20 protein-coding genes are annotated in these 20,894 nt (G+C 56.6%); 10 read left to right on the forward strand and 10 right to left on the reverse strand.

What is annotated here, in order from left to right:
- The first annotated feature begins 72 nt into the window (after positions 1-72).
- The 3 genes from AABO57_00435 (at position 73) to AABO57_00445 (ending at position 2,775) form a co-directional block, all read left to right on the forward strand.
- Positions 73-741, forward strand: a complete 669-nt coding sequence (locus tag AABO57_00435; protein ID MEK6284187.1) for a DUF1326 domain-containing protein — start codon at positions 73-75, stop codon at positions 739-741.
- 120 nt (positions 742-861) lie between these two features.
- A complete protein-coding gene (locus tag AABO57_00440; GenBank protein ID MEK6284188.1) occupies positions 862-1,527 on the forward strand; it encodes a hypothetical protein in 666 nt (221 codons plus the stop codon).
- Between the two features lie 87 nt (positions 1,528-1,614).
- On the forward strand, positions 1,615-2,775 hold the full coding sequence (locus tag AABO57_00445; GenBank protein MEK6284189.1) for a cytochrome c peroxidase: 1,161 nt from the start codon (positions 1,615-1,617) through the stop codon (positions 2,773-2,775).
- Between the two features lie 15 nt (positions 2,776-2,790).
- Here AABO57_00445 and AABO57_00450 read toward each other — a convergent pair whose 3' ends face one another.
- From AABO57_00450 to AABO57_00470, 5 genes are all read right to left on the reverse strand, one after another.
- A complete protein-coding gene (locus AABO57_00450) occupies positions 2,791-3,651 on the reverse strand; it encodes a sugar phosphate nucleotidyltransferase (GenBank protein MEK6284190.1) in 861 nt (286 codons plus the stop codon).
- 141 nt (positions 3,652-3,792) lie between these two features.
- On the reverse strand, positions 3,793-5,040 hold the full coding sequence (locus AABO57_00455; GenBank protein MEK6284191.1) for a hypothetical protein: 1,248 nt from the start codon (positions 5,038-5,040) through the stop codon (positions 3,793-3,795).
- Between the two features lie 484 nt (positions 5,041-5,524).
- Positions 5,525-5,983 carry an N-acetyltransferase gene (locus tag AABO57_00460; protein MEK6284192.1) on the reverse strand — a complete coding sequence of 153 codons (459 nt, stop codon included), beginning with the start codon at positions 5,981-5,983 and terminating at the stop codon, positions 5,525-5,527.
- Between the two features lie 42 nt (positions 5,984-6,025).
- Positions 6,026-6,817, reverse strand: coding sequence for an SDR family oxidoreductase (locus AABO57_00465; GenBank protein MEK6284193.1), 792 nt, complete (start codon positions 6,815-6,817; stop codon positions 6,026-6,028).
- A 208-nt stretch (positions 6,818-7,025) separates the two neighbouring features.
- Complete coding sequence (locus tag AABO57_00470) at positions 7,026-8,936, reverse strand: ATPase, T2SS/T4P/T4SS family (protein MEK6284194.1); 1,911 nt, start codon at positions 8,934-8,936, stop codon at positions 7,026-7,028.
- Positions 8,937-9,316: 380 nt separating this feature from the next.
- Between AABO57_00470 and AABO57_00475 the strand changes: the two genes are divergently transcribed.
- Entirely contained in the window at positions 9,317-10,468 is a 1,152-nt protein-coding gene (locus AABO57_00475; protein MEK6284195.1) for a P1 family peptidase, read from the forward strand.
- A gap of 53 nt (positions 10,469-10,521) precedes the next feature.
- Complete coding sequence (locus AABO57_00480) at positions 10,522-11,001, forward strand: peroxiredoxin (protein MEK6284196.1); 480 nt, start codon at positions 10,522-10,524, stop codon at positions 10,999-11,001.
- Here the strand turns inward: AABO57_00480 and AABO57_00485 are convergent.
- The 3 genes from AABO57_00485 to ndk all read right to left on the reverse strand — a co-directional run bounded on the left by AABO57_00485 (position 10,970) and on the right by ndk (position 12,579).
- Entirely contained in the window at positions 10,970-11,281 is a 312-nt protein-coding gene (locus AABO57_00485; GenBank protein ID MEK6284197.1) for a hypothetical protein, read from the reverse strand. The genes AABO57_00480 and AABO57_00485 overlap by 32 nt on opposite strands.
- A 38-nt stretch (positions 11,282-11,319) precedes the next feature.
- Complete coding sequence (locus AABO57_00490; protein ID MEK6284198.1) at positions 11,320-11,988, reverse strand: HAD family hydrolase; 669 nt, start codon at positions 11,986-11,988, stop codon at positions 11,320-11,322.
- Between the two features lie 126 nt (positions 11,989-12,114).
- Complete coding sequence (gene ndk / locus AABO57_00495; protein MEK6284199.1) at positions 12,115-12,579, reverse strand: nucleoside-diphosphate kinase; 465 nt, start codon at positions 12,577-12,579, stop codon at positions 12,115-12,117.
- A 163-nt stretch (positions 12,580-12,742) separates the two neighbouring features.
- Here ndk and cyaY point away from each other — a divergent pair, with 163 nt between their 5' ends.
- From cyaY to AABO57_00520, 5 genes are read left to right on the forward strand one after another with little or no spacing between them, the layout of a single operon-like run.
- Positions 12,743-13,084, forward strand: a complete 342-nt coding sequence (gene cyaY / locus AABO57_00500) for an iron donor protein CyaY (protein ID MEK6284200.1) — start codon at positions 12,743-12,745, stop codon at positions 13,082-13,084.
- Between the two features lie 5 nt (positions 13,085-13,089).
- On the forward strand, positions 13,090-13,836 hold the full coding sequence (locus AABO57_00505; GenBank protein ID MEK6284201.1) for an N-acetylmuramoyl-L-alanine amidase-like domain-containing protein: 747 nt from the start codon (positions 13,090-13,092) through the stop codon (positions 13,834-13,836).
- Complete coding sequence (locus AABO57_00510) at positions 13,824-15,305, forward strand: glycosyltransferase family 2 protein (protein MEK6284202.1); 1,482 nt, start codon at positions 13,824-13,826, stop codon at positions 15,303-15,305. Before AABO57_00505 ends, AABO57_00510 begins: the two co-directional genes overlap by 13 nt.
- The gene (locus AABO57_00515; protein MEK6284203.1) at positions 15,305-16,357 is read left to right on the forward strand and encodes a DUF4922 domain-containing protein; all 1,053 of its coding nucleotides are present in this window, start codon (positions 15,305-15,307) and stop codon (positions 16,355-16,357) included. The genes AABO57_00510 and AABO57_00515 overlap by 1 nt, the downstream gene beginning before the upstream one ends.
- A complete protein-coding gene (locus AABO57_00520) occupies positions 16,354-17,700 on the forward strand; it encodes a SpoIID/LytB domain-containing protein (protein MEK6284204.1) in 1,347 nt (448 codons plus the stop codon). The genes AABO57_00515 and AABO57_00520 overlap by 4 nt, the downstream gene beginning before the upstream one ends.
- 483 nt (positions 17,701-18,183) lie before the next feature.
- On the opposite strand, the gene AABO57_00525 is transcribed toward AABO57_00520, so the two are convergent.
- Together AABO57_00525 and AABO57_00530 are read right to left on the reverse strand one after the other, a co-directional pair.
- Complete coding sequence (locus AABO57_00525; GenBank protein ID MEK6284205.1) at positions 18,184-19,500, reverse strand: AMP-binding protein; 1,317 nt, start codon at positions 19,498-19,500, stop codon at positions 18,184-18,186.
- Between the two features lie 135 nt (positions 19,501-19,635).
- Positions 19,636-20,799: an acyl-CoA dehydrogenase family protein gene (locus AABO57_00530; protein MEK6284206.1), complete on the reverse strand. Its 1,164-nt coding sequence runs from the start codon at positions 20,797-20,799 to the stop codon at positions 19,636-19,638.
- Between the last annotated feature and the right edge of the window lie 95 nt (positions 20,800-20,894).

Consider the following 20,894-nt stretch of genomic DNA (forward strand, 5'->3'; position numbering starts at 1 on the left):
TGCGAGAAATCAGTTTCGCCCCAAAGAACGCCAAGACCCGCAAAGAACACGAATTTGGAAGGAGAATCAACGATGCGAAGAATGATGTTCATGGCCGCTCTGGCGCTGATTGTCTTGAGTTCGACCGGCAAAGCTCAGAGTATTTCTGGCGACTACATTGAAACACGCAGCGCGGACGTCTGGACTGGAACGTGCGTGGCGAACGGCGAAATGAACCTCGCCGGCGATCAAGCAATTCTTGCCTGGCGTGTCAACAAAGGCGAGTGGAAGGGAGTCTCGCTCGAAGGGCTTAGCGTAGTGGGAGTCGTCAAGGCCAGCGCGACGCTCGGCGATCAGTACAACAATCCTTACCCGGCTAAGGCAGTGGTCATCGTCGACGAGCGGGCGTGTCCGGAACAGCAGAAGGCGTTGGTGGAGTTCGCGCAAGCGATGGCCGGTAAGCTGCTCAATAACGTCGTGCGAGTCGAGATCGCGCCGATCAAGATTCAAGTGACCGGCCATGACGGTCATTACAGCAAGACGCTTGTGCAAGCCGGAAAACTTGCGGGGATACAGACTCGAGCCATCGGAGGCAAGGACCACCTCTGCGGCAACGAAGAAGTCTATTATCGGCCGCTTGCTGAGATGACGCACTCGATGCCGGCAGTGGCCGAGCTCGACCAGTACGAAGGGGCAGGCCTCGGTGTATCGTGGACTGTTCACGGCAAGCGCAGCGCTTTTGTGGGCACCTTCGCGCGCTGATGTTTCTTTGCGCCCTTTGCGGTCTTGGCGCGAACCTGTAATTCTCATTTGTAAAGGCACAAAGACCACACAGTGGCTTTTGTGCCTTTGTGATATCCGATGGAGAAGTTCACAGCTACAATGTCACGAAGATTCGAAGTACTCGTTCTGCTAATCGCGGTCGCACTCTTGTCTTGCGCAAGCGTGCTGGCGGCCGACAACAAACTTGAAGCAACCGGAGCTTTCGCCGATCCCGGCGCCTCGGACGCTTTGAAGAAAGCACTGGAAGCAAAAGGCTGGCACGTTAGCCTTTCCGGCGCCGCGTATTGTGATATCTGGTTGCGAAATGCTGTGCCCGGGGGAAAGACCGACGCTCTGGGAGCGGTTTACACCTGGATTGGCGATTCGACGCTGATCGGCGTGATAACCTTTGCAAACGCCACGACCGATTTCCGAGGACAGTCGGTAAAAGCCGGCTCCTACACGATGCGTTATGCGATCCACCCGACGGATGGAAATCACATGGGGATCTCGCCCATTCGTGACTTTCTGGTGTTGTTGCCGGTTGCGACGGATTCAAGCCCGGACGCACAGTTCAAGTTTGAAGAGCTGACGAAGATGAGCACCAAGGTGACCGGCACGAGTCATCCTGCTATTCTGAGTCTAGTCCAGCTAGCGAGTGCGCAAGCGGCTCCGAGGCTCGAAGCCGATGAGAATAACCACGTAGCGTTTTCAGCAGCGATCAAGACTAAGTCTGGAGCGACGATGCCGATCGCGTTTGTCGTGAAAGGCCACGCAGAGCAGTAGCGTTCATTGTCCCACCTTTCGGCGGAAGTCCGTAGCGACCTCCCGCGTGAAGACGGTACTCTGAACTCGAAGACTAAAGTTCCAGCGATGAAGCGAACCTCGACCATCAAGCTAGCCGTGATTGGCGCTGTCGCGCTGGTCCTGCCGGCGATGGTCCGCGCGGCCGACTCGACTGCGAACTCATCGACCTTCGAGATTCAAATGCCGCGGGGAATCCCGCAAGAGCTTTGGTCTTACTTCATCCCCACCGGCAATCCAATGACCGCTGCCAAGGTCGAGCTGGGAAAAGCTCTCTTCTTCGATGCGCGGCTCTCCGCCGACGGCACAGTCAGTTGCGCAACGTGCCACGATCCGAAGCGTGCGTTCGCCGATGGCAGGACCGTCGCTGAGGGAATCGGCGGGCGGCATGGAGTGCGCAACTCGCCAACCCTGCTCAACGCGATGTTCAACACCGGTCAGTTCTGGGATGGACGCGCGGCGACGCTTGAAGAGCAGGCGAAGATGCCGCTCACCAACCCGGATGAGATGGGCAATCAGTCCCACGATTCGGTAGTCGCAAGACTTGCCGCGCTCCCGGAGTACGCAAGGCGGTTTCAGGAAGTGTTTGGCGGGCCTGTTACGATAGACGGGTTTGGCAAGGCGATTGCCGCCTTCGAGCGGACCCTGATCTCCGGAGACTCGCCGGTCGATCGCTATGTGGGCGGCGATTTGAACGCGCTAAGCGATTCGGCGCGAAGCGGGCTGAGCCTTTTCCGCGGGAAGGCGCGCTGCGGGGTTTGCCACGCCTTCAATCAGAACTTCGCAGCGTTTGCGACGTTCCCCTTTTTCACCGACGGAAACTACCGCAATACGGGCGTGGCGGCGAACTTCACGGGCTTCAATGCGCTCGCTCGCCGAGCGATGGCGGCATCGCGCGATGAGAGTGCCCGCGCGATCGGCGAGTTGACGCGATCTGAGCGCGCCACTGAGTTGGGCCGCTTCATAATCAGCGGCAACACGCTGGACATCGGCGCCTTTCGCACGCCGTCGCTTCGGAACCTCGCGCTGACGGCGCCTTATTTTCATGACGGCAGTGCGGCTACGCTTGAAGACGTCGTGCGCTTTTACGTAAAGGGCGGCAATGAGAATCCGAATCGCGATTGGCAACTCGAGGCTGTTTCGCTTACCGATAGCGAACAGCGTGACCTTATTGAATTCCTTAAGGCCCTGACCGCCGACGATGCCCGCCGCATGGCCGAAGCCCACTGAACGCCTTGGCGTCCCCTACTTTATGCCCAGCAATTCGCGTAGACGCGGCTCGAGTGCTCTGCGTATTTCCGGGTCCGCGAGCGCATACTCGTTAACCGTTTTGAGATAGTTGATCGGGTCACCGATTGTGAGCCATTGCCCATCCGCAACCGATTCGGCGACGACTCTGCCGCCGCGGTGAATGTATTCACGAATCGCATCCGTCAACCAAAGTTCGTTGGACTTTCCAAGCGGTATCTCTTTCAGTATTCGAATTATTTCATCCGAAAGCAGAAATCGCCCAAAGATTGCCAGGTTTGAACGTGCCTCTTCGCGTGAAGGTTTCTCAACCACGTCGTCCAGTTCCCGCTCAACACTGTTGGGTTTGATCTGCGCGATGCCGTAGCGGACGACGTCCTCCCAGGGCACTTCCTGGGTGCCTACAACAAGTGCGCCGGTACGCTCGTGTTTCTCAATCAGCTTGTGGGTGAAGGGGATCGCAGACTTAATGAGATCGTCACCGTAGGCGTAGATGAAGTTGTCGTCTCCGATGAGGTGTGGGCTTGCCACGATCAGCGGGGTACCGTTACCGTAAGGACCCTCCTGCATTTCGATGATGATCTCCACATTCGCCAGCTTATCGATGAACTCGTCAAGGGACTTATACTGTCCACGCTCGATGGGCGTCTCAGGCTCGTACTTGCGGCGTAGGGGGTCTGAGTTCTCGCCGGTAATAATGATGATGCGCTCAATTCCGGAGTCAATGAATTCCTCGATGATGAGCTGAATGGCCGGTTTGTTGATGATTGGCAGAAGCTCTTTGGGATAGCCGAGCGTGATTGGCAGCATTCGTGTACCGGAACCGGCTGCAGCAATCACCCCCGTTTCTACGCTCATTCGCTCGCTCTCCAGATCGAGTCAGCCGAACTTCTTCGCTCTCAAAGTATCACGCACAAGTTCTTCTCACAAGCTGCGGGTAGCTGGAGCAAGCTCAATCGTCCTCTTGTAACGGAATTGGGCAAGAGAGTGCTGCCCGACCTAAGGCTTCTCGTTGGCAAAGATGAGGATCGCTCTGATCTGCGCTCTCTCATTCACCAGATCAAAGTCTTTGTTCAGCGACAAGCCGCGCTGCATCACGTCACCCCCCTCATCGCATAAGATTGCGTCCTTTGCACCGTGGTTGGTCAGTGCCTTGGCCGCTGCCTCGATGGTCCAACCACCTTCGCTATTGTATTTTCCTTCCCAGGCCAGAGAGAGAAGATTACCGTTCTGAGTGACTCCAAACATCGTGCAGGGATATATACTCCTGCGGAGGTAAATCTCCACTAAGTTGTCATCTTCGGGTATCCAGCGCCACTCACCCGGCTCAAGAATGCTGTAGGGTTCATTGCTTCGGTTCGCACCGTACTGAAGTAAGGTGCTTTCAAGTTCCTGCTTAGAACAGCCCAGCCCCTTATACAATCTATGAAGCTCGACGGAGCCAGATAACGCAGCGCGGCGCAGGTTTCGGTCGTCTAGTAACTGCGCCTCGCCTAGCCAAACATCGTCGGTACGTTGCGCTCCAAAGAAATAGCGCGGGCTGTTCGACTTTGGGTTGAGATTCGGTATAGCCAAGAGATGCCTGATGTCAGAGAACTGGTGGACTATTTGTCTGGCGTCGACAACCGCTCCGTTGCGGACAACTTGTTGTCCAAAGACAGCGAACTCAATCTGGTCGGCCACCGGCTTACCATCAATTAAGACAACTTCAGGGTCTCTCCGGTTCAGACCAGTAAGGTTGCGATTGAAACGAACAGGGCTGATTGTATATCCGCCCTGATTCCATTTGACTAAACAGGTGTAGATTCGACTGCTGATTGGCTCATCCCAGAGGTGTAACAAACGCGGCTCCTCGGTGAGCGGATTATTCACAAAACCTGTATTCCAAAGATTCATTGTCAGGTCGCCAAAACCTGCAACGGATAGTATTTCGGCGTTAGGATACTTCTTCTTAAATTCTCCGACATGGCTCTTGGCATCCGGCTCATCTGGGGTGGGTTCGGGGAAAATATGCCAAGTTCCGTAGCGTTGCTCCCTGGCATCCGTGGTTGTCTTCCAGGGTTGGCCGATAATCTCCATTCTCGGCGATCCAATCCCGTCTCGAACAATACCCGGCCCGTGCTCTCGGCCTACTGAATAGCTGAGGAATAGGTGCTCACCCTCGGTAGGGAAGAATTCGAGGATTCTTTTTCTACCGAAAGTGCCGTCCGAATAGTGAATTACTTCAAACAGAATCGTCTTAGACATGATTTACTTATCCTCCTTCGTTGGCTCACGTTCTTAATAAATGACAACGAATTATGTAACATCTCTTATTGCCGACGGCTGGCCGTAAGCCCTTAGGATCCTGAATGTTGCACAAGTTCGGGTCGAAGATCTTCTAGCTATCAAATTACAGCGCGTCCTGCGAGTGCAAAACCGGCATACTTGAAGAGAAAACTCGAACCTTACTATCTGCGTTTTGGAAGTCCGCTCTTTGTTCAACGATTCACTAGTTCATGTCTCAGGCCACCCTAAAAACCAATTCATAGGGCATATTACACGCATTGTACATTGGAGAAAAGGAACGATGACGTTCAGCACCGCTTCGAACAAGACGGCTCAACAAATCCCGTACCGATCCTGGATCCTGTGAATAAGCATTTGGAACTCTGGACTGAACCTATTTGGTTTGAAGCCGGATACCACGCTATGACATCTGTTCGAAAGTTGCGTAACTTCCGATGCTCGCTTAAGAATGTTGTGCCCGTTTAGCAGTCTTCATCATCACGAACGCATCAAGCGAACCGTTGTAGTATCCTTCAATCCGCTCGAACACGAAATATCCGTGCCTGTCGTAGAATCCTTGCGCGCCTGCATCATCGACAGCCGTCTCCAGGTAGATCGCTTCAGCTCCCTGCTGCCACAACCAATTCTCGATCTCAGCAAGCAGGCGGCTGCCGATGTTTTGGCGCTGTCGATGCGGAATCACGTCTATCGTGATGATGTGCCCAAGCTGGCGTGGCTCGCTGCAGCCGACCACAAAGCCGACGATTTCGCGGGCTTCTTCCGCTACCAGCGTCCGACAACTGCGCGCTCGCGTGTAGAACTTAAGCTCCAAGCGCGAATACGCGATGTCCTCGCTGAAGGCGAGGTGGTCGATTTCATAGAGCCGCGCGAAGTCCGCAGTTGTGTATTCGCGAATCTCCACCGTCATCCAATGAAAAACAAACTGGGGTTCAGAAGTTAGCTCTTAATACAAAGCCCGGTACGCGCCGCCGTCTATTTGGATCACTGTGCCGGTCAGGTAGCTCGCCCGCTCGGAGCAGAGAAATGCGACGACGGCGGCGAATTCTCTTGGGTCGCCGATTCGCTTCACGGCAGTGGACGACGCCCAGCGCGCATAGACGTCTTCGACGCTGACGCCCTCGTTCTTCGCGATCGCTGAAGAGAGACTCTTCAAGCGTTCGGTCAGATGATAACCGGGGCACACCGTGTTGACAGTTATGCCGTCCGATGCCACTTGCTGAGACAGGCTTTTCATGAAGCCGAGCACACCCGCGCGGGCAGTGTTTGAGAGTATCAGATTGTCCACGGGCTGCTTTGCCGCAATCGAAGTGATCGCGACGATCCGGCCCCATCCACGCTTTCGCATATGAGGGACGGCTTCGCGACAGAGGTTAATCGTGCTGATAAGGTTCAGCTCGACGGCGTCGCGATAATGCCCGGCGTTGAAGTCGTCAAAGAACCCGGCGGGGGGACCTCCGGCATTAGTGACCAGTATGTCCACGCTGCCGAATTGTTGTACGGTCTCTTGTACTAGCTTGCGAACGTGCTCTTCGTCGGTTACGTCGCCGGCGATTGCGAGGACCTCTGTTCCGGTCACCGAACGAATCTCGTCCGCCGCGCTATGCAACGCCTCCTCGCCGCGAGCGCTGATGGTTATCAGTGCGCCCTCGGCCGCAAGCTCCATGGCCGTGGCTTTGCCCAGCCCGCTCGATGCGGCCGTGACAATTGTCGCTCTGCCCTTTAGACCGAGGTCCATCGCTCCTCCGTTGGGAGAACAAGGATAACGGAAACAGCCCCGGTTGTTTAGCTGTGAGTAATTGTCACGAACTACCGGCGCCTCCGGCCGGGCTTTTCACAAGAGGAAAATCCAGCCATACTTTTTCGAAGGAAGGCCAGCCGGAGCATCCTGAGCTTCTTGCGCGATGTCCTGTGCATCCCCAACATTTTGATCAACGTTGCGCGGCTCAGCCCACAATGCTAAGGAGGGTTTGCAGCGGCCTTTGATGAAACACTCGCGGCGCGTTCTCTAACACTTCTTCAAGCGTGGTCGCTGAACGAAGCGCCTTCACCATCCCGTCTTCTTGCATCGTGCACAAGCTGCACGACTCCAGGCTCATTTGCCTGATCTCTTGCATCGTGCGCTTCTGGAGGATCGCGTCCCGAATCGCGACGTTGGGAACCAGCAACTCGTAGATCCCAAGCCGTCCGCGATAACCTGTGAAGTTGCACGCCGAGCATCCCTTGCCGCGCAACAGTGTGAACTCATCAAGCTCGGCGCGCTTCAACCCAAAACGACGAAGCACCCGGTCTTCGGGCGAGTACTTCATCCGGCAGCTCGAGCAAACTTTGCGCACCAGCCGCTGGGCCAGCACCGCTCCAATGGTCGAGGCAATCAGCGATGTTTCGATTTCCATGTTGACCAGGCGAACCAGCGCACCCACGGAGTCCTCGGTGTGAAATGTGGCAAACACTTTGTGTCCCGTCAGCGCGGACTGCACGGCAACGTCGGCGGAGAATTTGTCGCGGATCTCTCCGATAACGATGATGTCCGGGTCTTGCCGCACAATCGAACGCAGGGTCTCATTGAACGTAAGCCCGATCTTCTCGTTGATCGAGCATTGCGAAATGCCGTCGATGACGTACTCGACCGGGTCCTCGCAGGTGATGATCTTGACCGTTGGGTCATTGCAGTGGTCGATCGAGCTATAGAGCGTCGTAGTCTTGCCTGACCCTGTCGGACCAGTGATCAGCGTGATGCCAGACGGCACCGCGAGCACATCCTCAGTGTACAAACGCAGAATGTTCGGCGCGAAGCCAAGCTCTTGAAGACCGATCAGCGAAGCCTTGTTCAAGATTCTGAGCACGACGTTTTCACCAAACACGGTCGCGTAAAACGACGCGCGGATGTCGATCTCCTGTTTGTCCGTCTTGACGAAAATTCGGCCGTCTTGATGTTTGCGATGTTCGGCCACGTCTGCATCGGCGAGAATCTTTATGCGCGAGATGATTCGAGGAGTGTAGTCACGCGGGACGTCCAGCTTATGAACGAGGACTCCGTCAATTCGGTATCGAATGCGCAGCTTGTTGGCCATAGGCTCGAGGTGAACGTCGGAGGCGCCCTCTTCGATTGCCGACCTTATTAGTTGATCGACCATCGGGACGACGCGGTCCTCGCCTGCTTGAGCCTGCGCTTCCAGCGTGTGGTACTTGACCTTCTGGTAGTCGGCGATTCCCGCGTCTTTGCTCACAAGCACTGCGTCTACCAGGTCGAGCTTTTGACTGATGATCGCGCTCGGCGCAAGCGCCAGCCGCACCTGACAACTGAACAAGCGCTCGATCTCTACGAAGAAGTGACTCATCGTAGGATCGGCGACCAGCAGTTGTAGCGTTCCCTCTTCAAGCCTCACCGGAAGCGCTACCTGACGGCGGAGATACTTCAGCGAGACCTTGCGCACAAGCTCGGCGTCGATCTCGGTGATATCCGGGTCAAGCAACGGCAGGTTGAATTTCTCGGCAAGTGCTTCGACGATGTGGCGCTCCTCGATCAGACCCATCTCCACGAGCGTTTCCCCGATACGCTTTGGCTTTGAGGTGGACTTGCGTTGGATCTTGCGCGCGGCCATCACGTCGTGCTCGGTGACCAGACGGCGGGCAATAAGTATGTCGCCGATGCTGAGCCTGCTGCGGCAGCGGCGCACGAGCTCGTCAAGACTCGAGCGGCTTATCCAGTTCATCTCGAGCAAAACGTCGCTCAAGCTTTTCTGTCCGCCAAGGTGTTCGGCGATGTTGCGCGCTTTTGAAAGCTGCGCCTGAGTGAGCAGCCCTTCGTTTATGAGAGCGCTTTCGCTTGCTTCGTCAAGCGAGTATTGGAGCATCCTGCCGTCTCGTTTGTGGATTTGGATTGTAGATTCTAGATCGGCCACGATGCCGAATTCGAATCTGATTGGGAGCAGGGCAAGGGACGGACGATTTTGGATTCTAAAAGTTGCGGTTTTGAGTTACCAGGTCAAAGCGGTAGGCAATCCAAATCCAAATCTAAAATCCAAAATTGATTTACCAGCGCTGAAATGATAGATCATGGGCAGCCTGAAATCATCAGTAATTTTCGACGGGTGTCCGAAGTGCTTCCGTTTGTCGCGGCAGCTCCGCGAGGCGCGGGCTTCGCAACACGGTGAAGGTCGGACATTGTTGAGGAGGTGAATTGAAATCGCTTCTGATTGCCGTTACGCTTTGTGCTTGCTGCTCTGGACTGGCAATGCAAAAGAACGAGCGACCTCGCGCGCGCGACATAGGGCTTACTGTCGGAGTACTTCCCGTCGGACAGTTTAACGGCATAACCGACGTGCCGGGCGTTCAGGTCGGCCATACCACGATCATTCGGGGAGACAGCATCCGCACCGGCGTAACAGCCATTCTGCCGCACGCCGGGAATCTGTTTCGGGAGAAAGTCGCAGGCGCGGTGTTCATCGGCAACGCGTTCGGTAAGCTGGCGGGCTCGACTCAAGTCAACGAACTGGGCGAAATCGAAACGCCAATCTTGCTCACCTCGACGCTCAGTGTGCCTCGCGTAGCCGACGCCGTGTTGGACTACGTGCTCGCGCTTCCGGGCAACGAAGACGTTCAATCGATCAACCCGCTGGTCGGCGAAACAAACGACGGTTACTTAAACGACATTCGGGGGCGTCACATCGTTCGCGACGATGTGTTGAACGCAATCAAGGATGCGAAGGGCGGGGCTGTTGAGGAAGGAGCGGTGGGCGCGGGCACGGGGACAGTGGCGTTCGGGTTCAAGGGAGGCATTGGCACTTCATCGCGAAAGTTGCCGCCGTCGCTCGGCGGCTACACAGTAGGCGTTCTCGTGCAGACGAATTTCGGGGGCGTGCTCACGATTGCCGGAGCGCCGGTCGGTCAGGAGTTGGGCCGCTACTATCTTAAGCAGGAGCTTCAGCGAGGAAAAGAGAACAAGTCACCGGGCGGCAAGGGTGCAGACTCGGCTGGTCCGGATGCCGCCGATGGCTCGGTCATAATAGTCATCGCCACCGACGCGCCGGTTGATGCTCGAAACCTTCGAAGGATGGCAGCGCGATCGATGATGGGGCTCGCTCGAACCGGATCGGCTGCAAGCAACGGCAGCGGCGACTATGCAATTGCGTTTTCGACTGCTGCGGAGGTAAGGACTCGCGCAAGATCAGAGTCCGGAAACACATACACGCCGCGCGAGACGAAGCTGCTTTCGAACGACGCGATGTCTCCGCTCTTCCTGGCTGTCATCGAGGCAACCGAGGAAGCTGTCTATAACTCGCTGTTTCGAGCTACGACTACGACGGGTCGCGGCCGCACGGTCGAAGCGCTTCCAATCGACCGCACCAGGGAGATACTGCGCAAGTACGGAGTGATTGGTAAATAGAATTTGATTTTACCTACAAGGCGGGGCACTCAAAAAAGGGGTCAATCCAAACCATGAGCACATCACGAATCAAACCACAGATCGGAGTTGAAGTGGGCCATATTGCGCCGGACTTCGAACTCAAGGACAGTGACAATCAAACGTGGCGCTTGTCGGATCATCGCGGCAAGGTCGTCGCGTTTGTCTTTTATCCGAGAGACGAAACGCCGGTCTGCACCAAGCAGATGTGCAGTATGCGCGATCGCTGGACAGACTACGAGACAACCGGCGCGGAGGTGGTCGCGATATCGGTGGCCACTGTTGAATCTCACAAACGGTTCGCCGAGCATCACGGGCTGCCTCAACGCTTGCTTGCGGATGAGCGCGGAGAGGTGACGAAACTCTTCAATGTGAAGTCGCTGCTGGGAGGCTCACAGCGCGCTGTCATCGTGATCAATCCCAAAGGCGTGATTCATTACCGCAAATCAATATTGCCAATCTTCCGCCCTGGGGATGATGAAGTTATCGAGGTGATTCGCAGCGCAGCGACCTAGATACGTTGCAGGAGGGAGTCAGGTGGTTTCCAGGGTGGCGGGCAAGAGGATGGCCCATCGCCGTCTCAAGCCGCGCGACTTCATTGGGATCGAAGCTCCGCATTCGCGAAGAGCGCGGCGCCAGGAGATCAAACGCCGTGTAAGCCAACAGCGCAACGATGATGGCCAGCAGTAGCTTCAGGATTATTCTTCGCCGTTTGCGAATAGGCGGAACTCCGGATCGGGCCGCCGATGATCCGGTCGCCGCGTCTTCTTCAATCTGTGTGTGTAGACCAGCCATTGCCTCTCCTAGTACGGACCCGGGCTCCCACTCGGTTTTCACACTCCCATAAGATCGGCAAGTTCAATCAGATTTCGAACCTCGCACTCTGGAAGCGGGCCGCCTTGATCGACGTGGCTGCCTTTCCGATTGATCCAAACAGCCGGAATTCCAAGCTTGCCGGCCGGAACCACGTCGTGAAAGTAGCTCTGTGCCGCATGGAGCAATCGCTTCGCTCCGGCGCGAGCGATCGCCTCCTTGAAATGCGCAAAGCCCGGTTTGTAGGATCTGACCTGTTGCGCGGTCACGATCAGATCGAAGTCCACGCTCAAGTGCCGTCGCGTAGCCGTCAGAAGGTCGTCATCAATGTTGGATAGAATCCCCAGTTTGAAACGGCGCCCGAGTCTCTCGAGGGCTGAATTCGTATCGGAAAACGGCTTCCAATCAGGAAGGCTCGCCGCCAGAAAGCCGGCTCGTTCAGGCGCGAGTTTCCACCCGAGCGTCGCCGCAACACAACGTGCCGTCTCGGAAAGCACGTCGCGATAAGGCCGATAGGACGCCGACTCAACCCGAGGCTCCTCGCAGGCATATGCCGCGATGATCTGCTCGCCACTAAGCTCAACGCCATCGATTGCGGCTTCCGATTTAGACGCACCGATGATGCCGCTTTCCCAATCGATCAGAGTGCCGTAACAGTCAAACGTGATTATGTCGAACGACTCTATCATTAGCTTCTGCTCTTTCGATTAGCCCGGTGCCGGTTTGCGACTGGGATGAGAGTGCGGTGACTCTTTCTATTAGGCCAGCATACTCGCCTGAGATGAAAGGGAAGTGCGGTTAGTTCGGATGCCGCGCTACGCGAGTTCATCCTCGGAATAAATGGTCCGCGTGAGCGCAGATTCGTACTCGAATAGCTCGGAGTCTTGAAAGAACCGAGCGACTTCTTTACCGGCGGTCTCGACCGAATCGGATGCATGAACGAGGTTGGCCTGGATGCTCATGGCCCAGTCTCCGCGAATCGTTCCGGGCGCGGCTTGGCGCGATTTGGTGATGCCTAAGAGGGTGCGAACAGTTTCCACGCAGTCGAGTCCTTCAAGACAGATCGCGATAACCGGGGTCAATTGCATGAAGCGCTTGATCCCGCCGAAAAAGGGCTTGTCCACATACTGACTGTAGTGTTCTTTCAAGAGGGCATCGGTGAGCTTCAAGAATCTTATCCCGACAAGCTTCAACCCTTTTTCTTCAAAGCGGGTGATGATCTTGCCTATGAGTCCACGTTGAATAGCATCCGGCTTTATTAAGATTAGAGTCCTTTCCATATTGTCTCCTTAATGTCGAAGTCGAGAATTCAGAATCATAGCGGAGAGGTTGTCGCACCGACAAGCAGCCAACTAATTGATCGTTACATCGCGAGCAATATGCCGCGGCAATCGTTATAATGAACCTCCGCCGCAGTTCAGACCGGAGGTCCATGAGCGACCGATGAGCGAACGAATCAGCGAAGCAGAGTTTCAGCAACGCGCCGAGCAGGCGATAGCCGAGTTGGAACGCTCATTCGGTGAGCTTGCCGAAGAGCGCGACATCGATGTGCAAGTCGAAGGCGGCGTGTTAAGTGTCAACTTCGAAGAGGGCGATCCGGGCAAGTTCATCGTGAGCCCCAACTCTTACACACGCCAGCTATGGGTTTCAGCGCGCATGTCCAGTCACAAGTTCGACTGGTCCGAAGATGGAGAGTTCGTGCTCGCAGGCACGAGTGAAACGTTGAAGCAGGTGATGACGCGGCTTACTCAGGAACAACTCGGCGATAGCGAGCTGGTGCTGTAGAGCCGATGCATCCGTCTTTGCATAAGGTGAAGCCAAACGCGACCTTGAATAACATAAAGACTCCTTCCGGACTGGACCGCTCCGAAGCCGGGCGGTTTTTGATCAACCTTGGCGCGGAGACAGGCTTTGGCGAGCGCATAGCGCGCATCTCCAGGCTTTTCCTCGGCCGGCCTTACGTGGAAGGCTCGCTTGGCGGGGGGCCGGACCTGCCCGAAGAGTTGAGGCTGTCTCTTGAAGCGTTCGACTGCGTCACTTACATCGAGACAGTGCTTGCGCTGGCGCTCGCGCGAACGACCGATGAATTCATCGACACGATTCGCCGGATTCGCTATCAGGGCGGCACGGTTGATTGGGTCCATCGCAATCACTATATGGTGGACTGGGCTCGGAACAACGAAGAGCGCGGCTTCGTCGCCAGCCTGACCGAGGCTCCGGCTACGGTCGAGAAGACCTGTACGCTTGACCTGATCGCGGGGCTTCCCACAAAGGCGGCGACCTTCCGATACTTTCCGAAGCAGGCTAGCGTCGACGTTGCCGAGCTGGTCGAAACAGGTGATCTGATATTCTTTGTCTCGACCAAGGAAAACCTCGATGTGTTTCATACGGGACTGTTGGTGAAGCACGAGGGGAACCTTCTGTTGAGGCACGCTGCTCGAACCGCCAACGCTGTGATTGAACAAGGCCTGAGTGAGTTTATGAGCCGGAACGAAATGGCGGGATTCATTCTGTTGAGACCCTTATGCCCACGGTAACCGTAGCCCTGATTTACGAAAACGATTCCAGAACGCGCGCACTGACAGAGTCGCTTGCCGCGAGCGCTGCCGTGACGAAGCTCGTCCTGATCAGTAACCAGTCAGCGGCGCCGGCCGGTCTCTCCCCGGGGGCTCAAAGCAAGGCTCGTGTTGTCCAGAATGATTTCTTCAGCGGTCCGGCGATCAATCAACTACTCGATGGAGCCACGACCGATTACCTGCTGTTCTTGTTGCCTGGTGGGCCGGTTGAACTCGGACAGCGGGCGGTAGAACGATCGATCGCGGTCGCGGAAGACTCCGGCGCGGGGCTGGTCTATTCGGATTTCAAGGAAGATCTTGGAAGTGAGCTAGTGGATCATCCGTTGATCGATTATCAACTGGGCAGCATTCGCGATAGCTTCGACTTTGGGTCGATGATTCTTATCTCGAAACGCGCAGCCGGCTTCGCGATTCGCGATTACGGGAGAGTGGATGAGTCGTTGAAGTGGGCGGGGCTGTACGATCTAAGGCTGAAGCTCTCAGTCTACTCGACGACGTTGCGAATTCAGGAGCCTCTCTACACCCGCGTTCCCGCGGATCGCCGAACGAGCGGCGAGCGGCAGTTTGACTATGTCGATCAGCGCCAGCGTGACTACCAGGTCGAGATGGAGCGAGTAGCGACGGAGCATCTCCAACGCATCGGCGCTTATCTCCCTCCGGAGTTTCGAACCCGTCCTCGGACCGGGCAAGACTTTCCCGTGCGAGCGAGCATAGTGATCCCGGTTCGCAATCGCGAGCGCACGATTGCAGACGCGGTTGAGAGCGCGCGGTCGCAGCAAGCTTCATTCGGCTTCAACGTCATCGTCGTTGATAATCACTCGACCGACCGAACCACCGCGATTCTTGAAGAGATTGCTTCGAAGGATAACAGGCTCATACATCTCAAACCTGCCCGGACTGACCTTGGCATCGGCGGCTGCTGGAATGAAGCGATCTACTCTTTGCGCTGCGGTGAGTACGCGGTGCAGTTGGATTCTGATGATCTTTACTCGGATGAACACGCGCTGGAAAAGATTATCGCGAAGTTCGGCGAAGGTCTTTATGCGATGGTCATCGGGTCGTACACGATCGTCGATTTCGAGCTTCGAGAAATACCGCCGGGCTTGATCGATCATCGCGAGTGGACGCGTGAGAACGGCCGCAACAACGCGATGAGGATCAACGGACTTGGCGCGCCGCGAGCGTTTCACGTGCCGGTGCTCCGGCAGATTGGCTTTCCCAACGCGAGCTACGGCGAGGACTACGCGGTCGCTTTGCGGATCAGCCGTGAGTATGAGATTGGCCGCGTCTATGAGCCGATTTATTTCGCGCGGCGATGGGAAGGTAACTCAGACGCGGCACTTCCGCTTGCAACCGCAAACCGCTACGACGCGTACAAGGACCATCTGCGCACTGTCGAGCTACTGGCGCGAAAGAGGATGAGCCGGTGATGACCTGGAACGACAAGATAATCGACGAGCGAGAGCTGCGCGGCTATCAGGAGGACGAAACCGATCAAAGTCTCGAAGCTCGGGTCGCAGCGCTGATCGACCAACAATGCGACACGTGGCCGGTGTTTGGCGAAGGCCGCGGTGCATTTGCGCAGATCGAAACCAAACGTGTGGCGATCGACGAGTGTGAAGTGATCGTTCAGCACAACGCTCGGCGCATTCGCAGCACCGCTGCTTCAGTAGACAAAGCATCAGTCGAGAATCGGCGCTGCTTTTTGTGCGCCGAGAACCTCCCACCCGAAGAGAAGGGAATCGCCTACGGCGACGATCTGGTCATCCTGTGCAATCCTTTTCCCGTGTTGGATCGACATCTTTCAATCGTCCATCGCGAACACGTGCCCCAACAGATCGAAGGCAACGTTGAAGCCTTGCTTTCTCTTGCCGCGGATCTAGGCTCGAGTTACTTCGTCCTGTACAACGGGCCCGAGAGTGGCGCGTCGGCGCCTGACCACCTGCACCTTCAAGCGTGCTCGCGCGCGATCCTGCCGATCGAAGAAAACCTGTTCAAGGACGAACCGGTGCTGGCCGAGGACTGCTCCTACTGCGAAGAAACCGCGCGGAATAGTTTTGAGCTGTTCACGCTCGGCGGATGTGGCCGGAGCGTCGTGGTCTTTCGCGGAGGCAATCCCGAGGAGGTCGCGCATTGGGTCTATGAAGTCATCCGCCAGCTTGCGGCGCAGGCTGACAGATCCGAGCCTTTGATCAACATCATCTGCACATACGATCCAAAGCTGTGGACGGTGTACTTGTTCCCGCGGGCGAGGCACCGCCCGGCGAGCTTTTACGCCGAAGGGGAATCACGCCTCGTCGTGAGTCCCGGCGCAATAGACATGGCCGGCGTAGTGGTCGTTCCAGAGCGGGAGCACTTCGAAAAGATCGACGACAGGCACCTCGCGGCAATATTTTCGGAAGTGAGCATGAGCAACGAGCTTGTAAACGACCTGGTCGACGGCGTCTGCTCGTTGGCGGAACCCGAGGAGTTGGGCTGGTGACTATCGATCAAGAGCCAACAATCCGAGTCGGGCTCATGTCCGGAGTGAGCAAGGTGAGGCTCGTACTCGAGGGGTCTTTCTCCGACGCTCGAGGCGAACCGATCCAGGAAGGCGCTTACACGGCGTCGGCCGCGAACGGCGCGGTGAGGTTGCAAGGAAACAGCGCGGTGACAGCGCCGGAAATTGCGCTCTCACCCGCTGATTTCGATTCGTGCCGCTTCACCGTCCACGGCGTCAAGATTGGCATCGACTTTCACTGGGAGCGCGAGGAGTCACAACAGTTTCAAGGCGCGCTGAACTTGGTAGTCGATGGCGAAGGCTTGACTCTGATCAACGAATTGCCGCTCGAGTCGTATCTGGTTAGCGTGATTTCATCCGAGATGAGCGCGTCTTGCCCGCCCGAGCTTCTTCGGGCTCACGCCATCGTATCGCGTAGCTGGCTGCTGGCGCAGCTCAAGGATGCAGAGAGCACATCGGAGCGAGCTACTAACCAGACCAACGACTCGCCCGGCCAACACATTCGCTGGTACGACCGCGAAAGCCATCAGGGCTTCGATGTGTGCGCCGACGATCATTGCCAGAGGTATCAAGGCATTTCGAAGGCATTCTCCCAAGCCTCGTTTGATGCCGTCCGTGAAACGCGAGGCGAAGTGCTGGGCTACCAGGGTGAGATATGTGACGCGAGGTATTCGAAAAGCTGCGGTGGGATGACCGAGATCTATCGCGCGGCCTGGGATGACAAAGATGTGCCGTATCTAAGCTCGGTATACGATGTGCCCGGCAGCGAGCCTTCCGGCTATCGGATGCCGCTCTCTGTCGAAGCCAACGCTGAAGCATGGATAACTTCATCGCCACCGGCATACTGCGGCGTGGTGACCGGGGAACTTCTCGCGCGCATCGTGCCGGCCTTCGATCAAGAGACGCCGGATTTTTATCGATGGCACGTTGACTACTCGCAAGAGGAACTTGGTGAAATCCTGCGCGCGCGGCTCGGAGTGGACTTCGGGAGAATCCGCGGATTGGAACCTCTGGAACGTGGAGAGTCGGGGCGGATAATCAAGCTCCGTATCATTGGCGAGAAACGAAAGCTGGTCATCGGCAAGGAACTCGAGATTCGGCGCGCGTTGTCGCGCTCGCACCTATACAGCTCCGCGTTCATAGTTCGATCCGTGCGCGGCCACCTATCAGAGTATCCCGCCCGATTCACCCTTGTTGGCGCGGGCTGGGGACACGGGGTCGGGCTGTGCCAGATCGGAGCGGCCGTGATGGCCGAGCGCGGCCATGGTCACCGAGAGATACTTGCCCATTACTTCCGTGGTGCGACGGTCACAGGGTTGTACTGAGCATCAGCGCATTCTTTCGTTGCTGTCTGAATTCTCAAAAAAGTTTTCGTCAGATGTTCCATGAGATGGTGGCTCCGCTGGCGGTGACGCTTGAAGCGCTGACCGGGTGCGCGCACTTGGGAAATCTGATCCCACAACCGAACACGGAAAGATTCAAAGTTTTGAATCGTTTATCGTGTGGGGCCGCCAGGTCGCTCGGCTGTGCCGGCCGGTCTGAGAGGGAAGGCTTCGGTTTGACTTAGACTTAGAGGTATGGGAATTGATCATCAATCCGCAATGCTAAATGCGCAATCCGCAATTCCCCTCTGGCACGCCGCTTGGTTATTGAACCGGCGTAACAACGCTCTAAGAATCCGCCTCTTCGACGGGCGTTACGAAGGGTGTTAGGTGTCAGGCTCTGGGCACACGGCCGAACACCTAACACCCGTTATTGTTTTGGGGCGGCGGCGTTCCCTGAAAACCAGCCCGCTCTTACCACGCTTCTTAGTTTGGCAGGATGTAGAGATCGCCATCCTCGTTTTTGTATCCGGCGTCTCCCGTGAGGAACCAGTCTCCAATGAAAGCTGCGGCAGTTCTCTTTTGGGCGTTGTGAAATGCGCTGAAGAGAGCTGGATCGGACTTGTGAACGGCAATGCGGCCCGCGTTCAGTGGTGGAAGAACGTTGCCGCTTTCATCAATGATCTCAATGAGGCGGCCGGGCGCGGGCCGTCCCACAGAACCACCAACCGCCGTTTTGAACCAGCGATCGCACATTCCGGCTATCCAGCCGGTTTCTGGTTTGCCGTAAACTTCGTTCACCGTCACGCTCGAATCGCTATTCGCCCAATACTCCGGCAACTGCACGCGTTCGCTCACCACGGTTTGGAGCTTGAGTTCGGAGCGCTCGTCAGGTTCGGGGTCAGACTCAGCCAACATCTTGAGCGTCGAGGAAGGTACGAAAGCATGAGTGACCTCGAAGCGCTCCATCAAGCGCAGTGCGTTGCCACGGCCCTCGCACGTACTCGCGACCAATGAGCAGCCGTACCACCACGCAGGGTAGAGAACTCCGAGCACCGCGGCTGGCGAGGACCAATCGTCTGGCGTCCAAAACACCGAGTCGGCCTCGTGCCCTGCATTGAAGAACATCTCGAACGCGGTGAACTGACCGATGACGGAGCGATGGCTGTGAACGACGCCTGTGATCTCACCTTGCGACTCGACGTAGAATATGAAGGCCGTCGAGTTCGCGTCTGTTTGCACGTCATCGAAGTCTGATGACCCGCGATCGACCTCGCTCCAAAAGTCTCGGTGCCCGGAACTCGCATTGGCCGGCCTGTCGTCGCGAACTATAAAACAAGAGGCGGGATTCGGCAGATGTCGAGAAGTTCCAACTCTACCGTAGATCGACTCGTCAACTACGACAGCTTTAGCGCGGCAGTCCGTCAAAGCATATTCCAACAGGCCGAGGCCGGCAGACATCGATAGCGGGACGACCACCGCGCCGATCTTAAGAACGCCGAGATGAGCAACGGCCAGCGCAGCCGACTGCGGCAGTATGACAGCTACCGAGTCTCCCGGGGTGATACCCGATTCCGACAGGGCCGCCGCGAATTTGTCGGATAAGAAATCGAGCCCACCGAAGGTGTATGTGTTGGCTCCGGCGTGCTTCACGTCATGAATCGCAATGCGAGCGACGGCGTCGGCGTGCTTGCGGCAAATAGCGCTGGCGATGTTTAAGCGGGGAGGGATCGCCCAGCAAAATTCCCGGCAGGCTTGCTCGTAGCCTTCGAATCGTTCGAGGTGTGGAGTGGGATCACTCATGAGGATCGAGGATCGAGGATTGAGGATCGAAGATCGAAGATCGAAGATTGACGATGGAGGGTTGAGGATAGATGATGGCCTAATCTTCGATCCTCTATCCTCAATCTTCGATCCTCAATCTTCGATCCTCAATCTTCAATCGGCCGCTTCGCTTGCTGCTTTGACTGGCGCGCGCGCGTGATCGATGACAAAGCTTGCGATGCGCTCGCGATGATAGGTTGCGTCGCCAAACATCAGCTCCGAAGCTTTGGATCGCTTATAGTAGAAGTGAATGTTCTCGTCCCACGTGAATCCAATTCCGCCGTGCACCTGAACCGCAAGGTTGCCGACCTCGCGATAACCATCGCTCGCGTACGCCTTCGCCACCGAAACGGCTAGAGGGGCGTGTTCCGGGTCGTTGCCCATGAGCCACGCTGCATAGTAAACGGCCGAGCGCGCGCTTTCGGTCATCAACAGCATGTTAGCGCAGTGATGCTGAACGGCTTGAAACTGACCGATCGGTTTGCCGAATTGCTTGCGAGTCTTGGCGTACTCGACCGAAGCTTCAAGCAGCAACTGCATTCCTCCGACCATCTCCGCACTGAGCGCGAGCGTTCCTACGTCGAGCGCGTAATCGAGCGCCACGACCGCCTTCGATGAGTCGGTGATCACGTCTTCGGTGTTAACCATAACGTCGTTGAACTCAACCGCACACAGCACGCGGGTCGCGTCAATACCCGGCATCGGCTTCACGGTTACGCCTGCTGCTTTTGCATCCACAAACGCGAGCACAAGGTCCGAACCTGCGCGAGCCACCGTGATGATGCAATCGGCCACCCCGGCATCGCTCACAAAAAGCTTGGCGCCATTGAGCTTGAAGCCGCCGTCGACCGGAGTCGCGGCCATCTTAACCGCATCGGGATTCCAATTGGCGCTCTCTTCCAGCAACGCGATAGTCGCTTTCGATTCGCCCTCGCAGATCGCTTTCAGCCGCTTGGCGCGATAGTCTCGGGAACAAGCCTTCTCAATCAGCGAGCCCGCAAGCGCGACGGTCGACAGAAACGCGCCCGGCACCAGCGCGCGACCCATTTCTTCGAAGGCTACAGCCAGTTCGACCATGCCCAGCCCCTGCCCGCCGTCTTCTTCAGAAAAGATCAAACCGGTCCAACCTTGTTCCACCAGTTTGTTCCAAACGGCTTCGGAGTAAGGCGCGCTCTTTTCGATCATCTCGCGCACAAGCGCCGGCGGGCATTCCTGCGCGAAGAGTTCACGTGCGGAGCGCTGAAAGAGTTTCTGAGTTTCGTTTAGTTCGAATTCCATTTCATCTCCTGATCTTCTTCGCGTCCTTTGCGAGTCTTTGCTTCCTTTGCGCGAAACCCGATTTCCCGCAAAGAACGCAAAGACTCGCAAAGACC

Source organism: Acidobacteriota bacterium, assembly GCA_038040445.1.
GTDB classification, from domain to species: Bacteria; Acidobacteriota; Blastocatellia; order UBA7656; family UBA7656; genus Onstottus_A; species Onstottus_A frigus.

Coding starts and splice junctions, on each gene's coding strand:
- AABO57_00435 (MEK6284187.1), top strand. CDS start 73: ATGCGAAGAATGATGTTCATGGCCGCTCTGGCGCTGATTGTCTTGAGT.
- AABO57_00440 (MEK6284188.1), top strand. CDS start 862: ATGTCACGAAGATTCGAAGTACTCGTTCTGCTAATCGCGGTCGCACTC.
- AABO57_00445 (MEK6284189.1), top strand. CDS start 1,615: ATGAAGCGAACCTCGACCATCAAGCTAGCCGTGATTGGCGCTGTCGCG.
- AABO57_00450 (MEK6284190.1), bottom strand. CDS start 3,651: ATGAGCGTAGAAACGGGGGTGATTGCTGCAGCCGGTTCCGGTACACGA.
- AABO57_00455 (MEK6284191.1), bottom strand. CDS start 5,040: ATGTCTAAGACGATTCTGTTTGAAGTAATTCACTATTCGGACGGCACT.
- AABO57_00465 (MEK6284193.1), bottom strand. CDS start 6,817: ATGGACCTCGGTCTAAAGGGCAGAGCGACAATTGTCACGGCCGCATCG.
- AABO57_00470 (MEK6284194.1), bottom strand. CDS start 8,936: ATGCTCCAATACTCGCTTGACGAAGCAAGCGAAAGCGCTCTCATAAAC.
- AABO57_00475 (MEK6284195.1), top strand. CDS start 9,317: ATGCAAAAGAACGAGCGACCTCGCGCGCGCGACATAGGGCTTACTGTC.
- AABO57_00480 (MEK6284196.1), top strand. CDS start 10,522: ATGAGCACATCACGAATCAAACCACAGATCGGAGTTGAAGTGGGCCAT.
- AABO57_00485 (MEK6284197.1), bottom strand. CDS start 11,281: ATGGCTGGTCTACACACACAGATTGAAGAAGACGCGGCGACCGGATCA.
- AABO57_00490 (MEK6284198.1), bottom strand. CDS start 11,988: ATGATAGAGTCGTTCGACATAATCACGTTTGACTGTTACGGCACTCTG.
- ndk (MEK6284199.1), bottom strand. CDS start 12,579: ATGGAAAGGACTCTAATCTTAATAAAGCCGGATGCTATTCAACGTGGA.
- cyaY (MEK6284200.1), top strand. CDS start 12,743: ATGAGCGAACGAATCAGCGAAGCAGAGTTTCAGCAACGCGCCGAGCAG.
- AABO57_00505 (MEK6284201.1), top strand. CDS start 13,090: ATGCATCCGTCTTTGCATAAGGTGAAGCCAAACGCGACCTTGAATAAC.
- AABO57_00510 (MEK6284202.1), top strand. CDS start 13,824: ATGCCCACGGTAACCGTAGCCCTGATTTACGAAAACGATTCCAGAACG.
- AABO57_00515 (MEK6284203.1), top strand. CDS start 15,305: ATGACCTGGAACGACAAGATAATCGACGAGCGAGAGCTGCGCGGCTAT.
- AABO57_00525 (MEK6284205.1), bottom strand. CDS start 19,500: ATGAGTGATCCCACTCCACACCTCGAACGATTCGAAGGCTACGAGCAA.
- AABO57_00530 (MEK6284206.1), bottom strand. CDS start 20,799: ATGGAATTCGAACTAAACGAAACTCAGAAACTCTTTCAGCGCTCCGCA.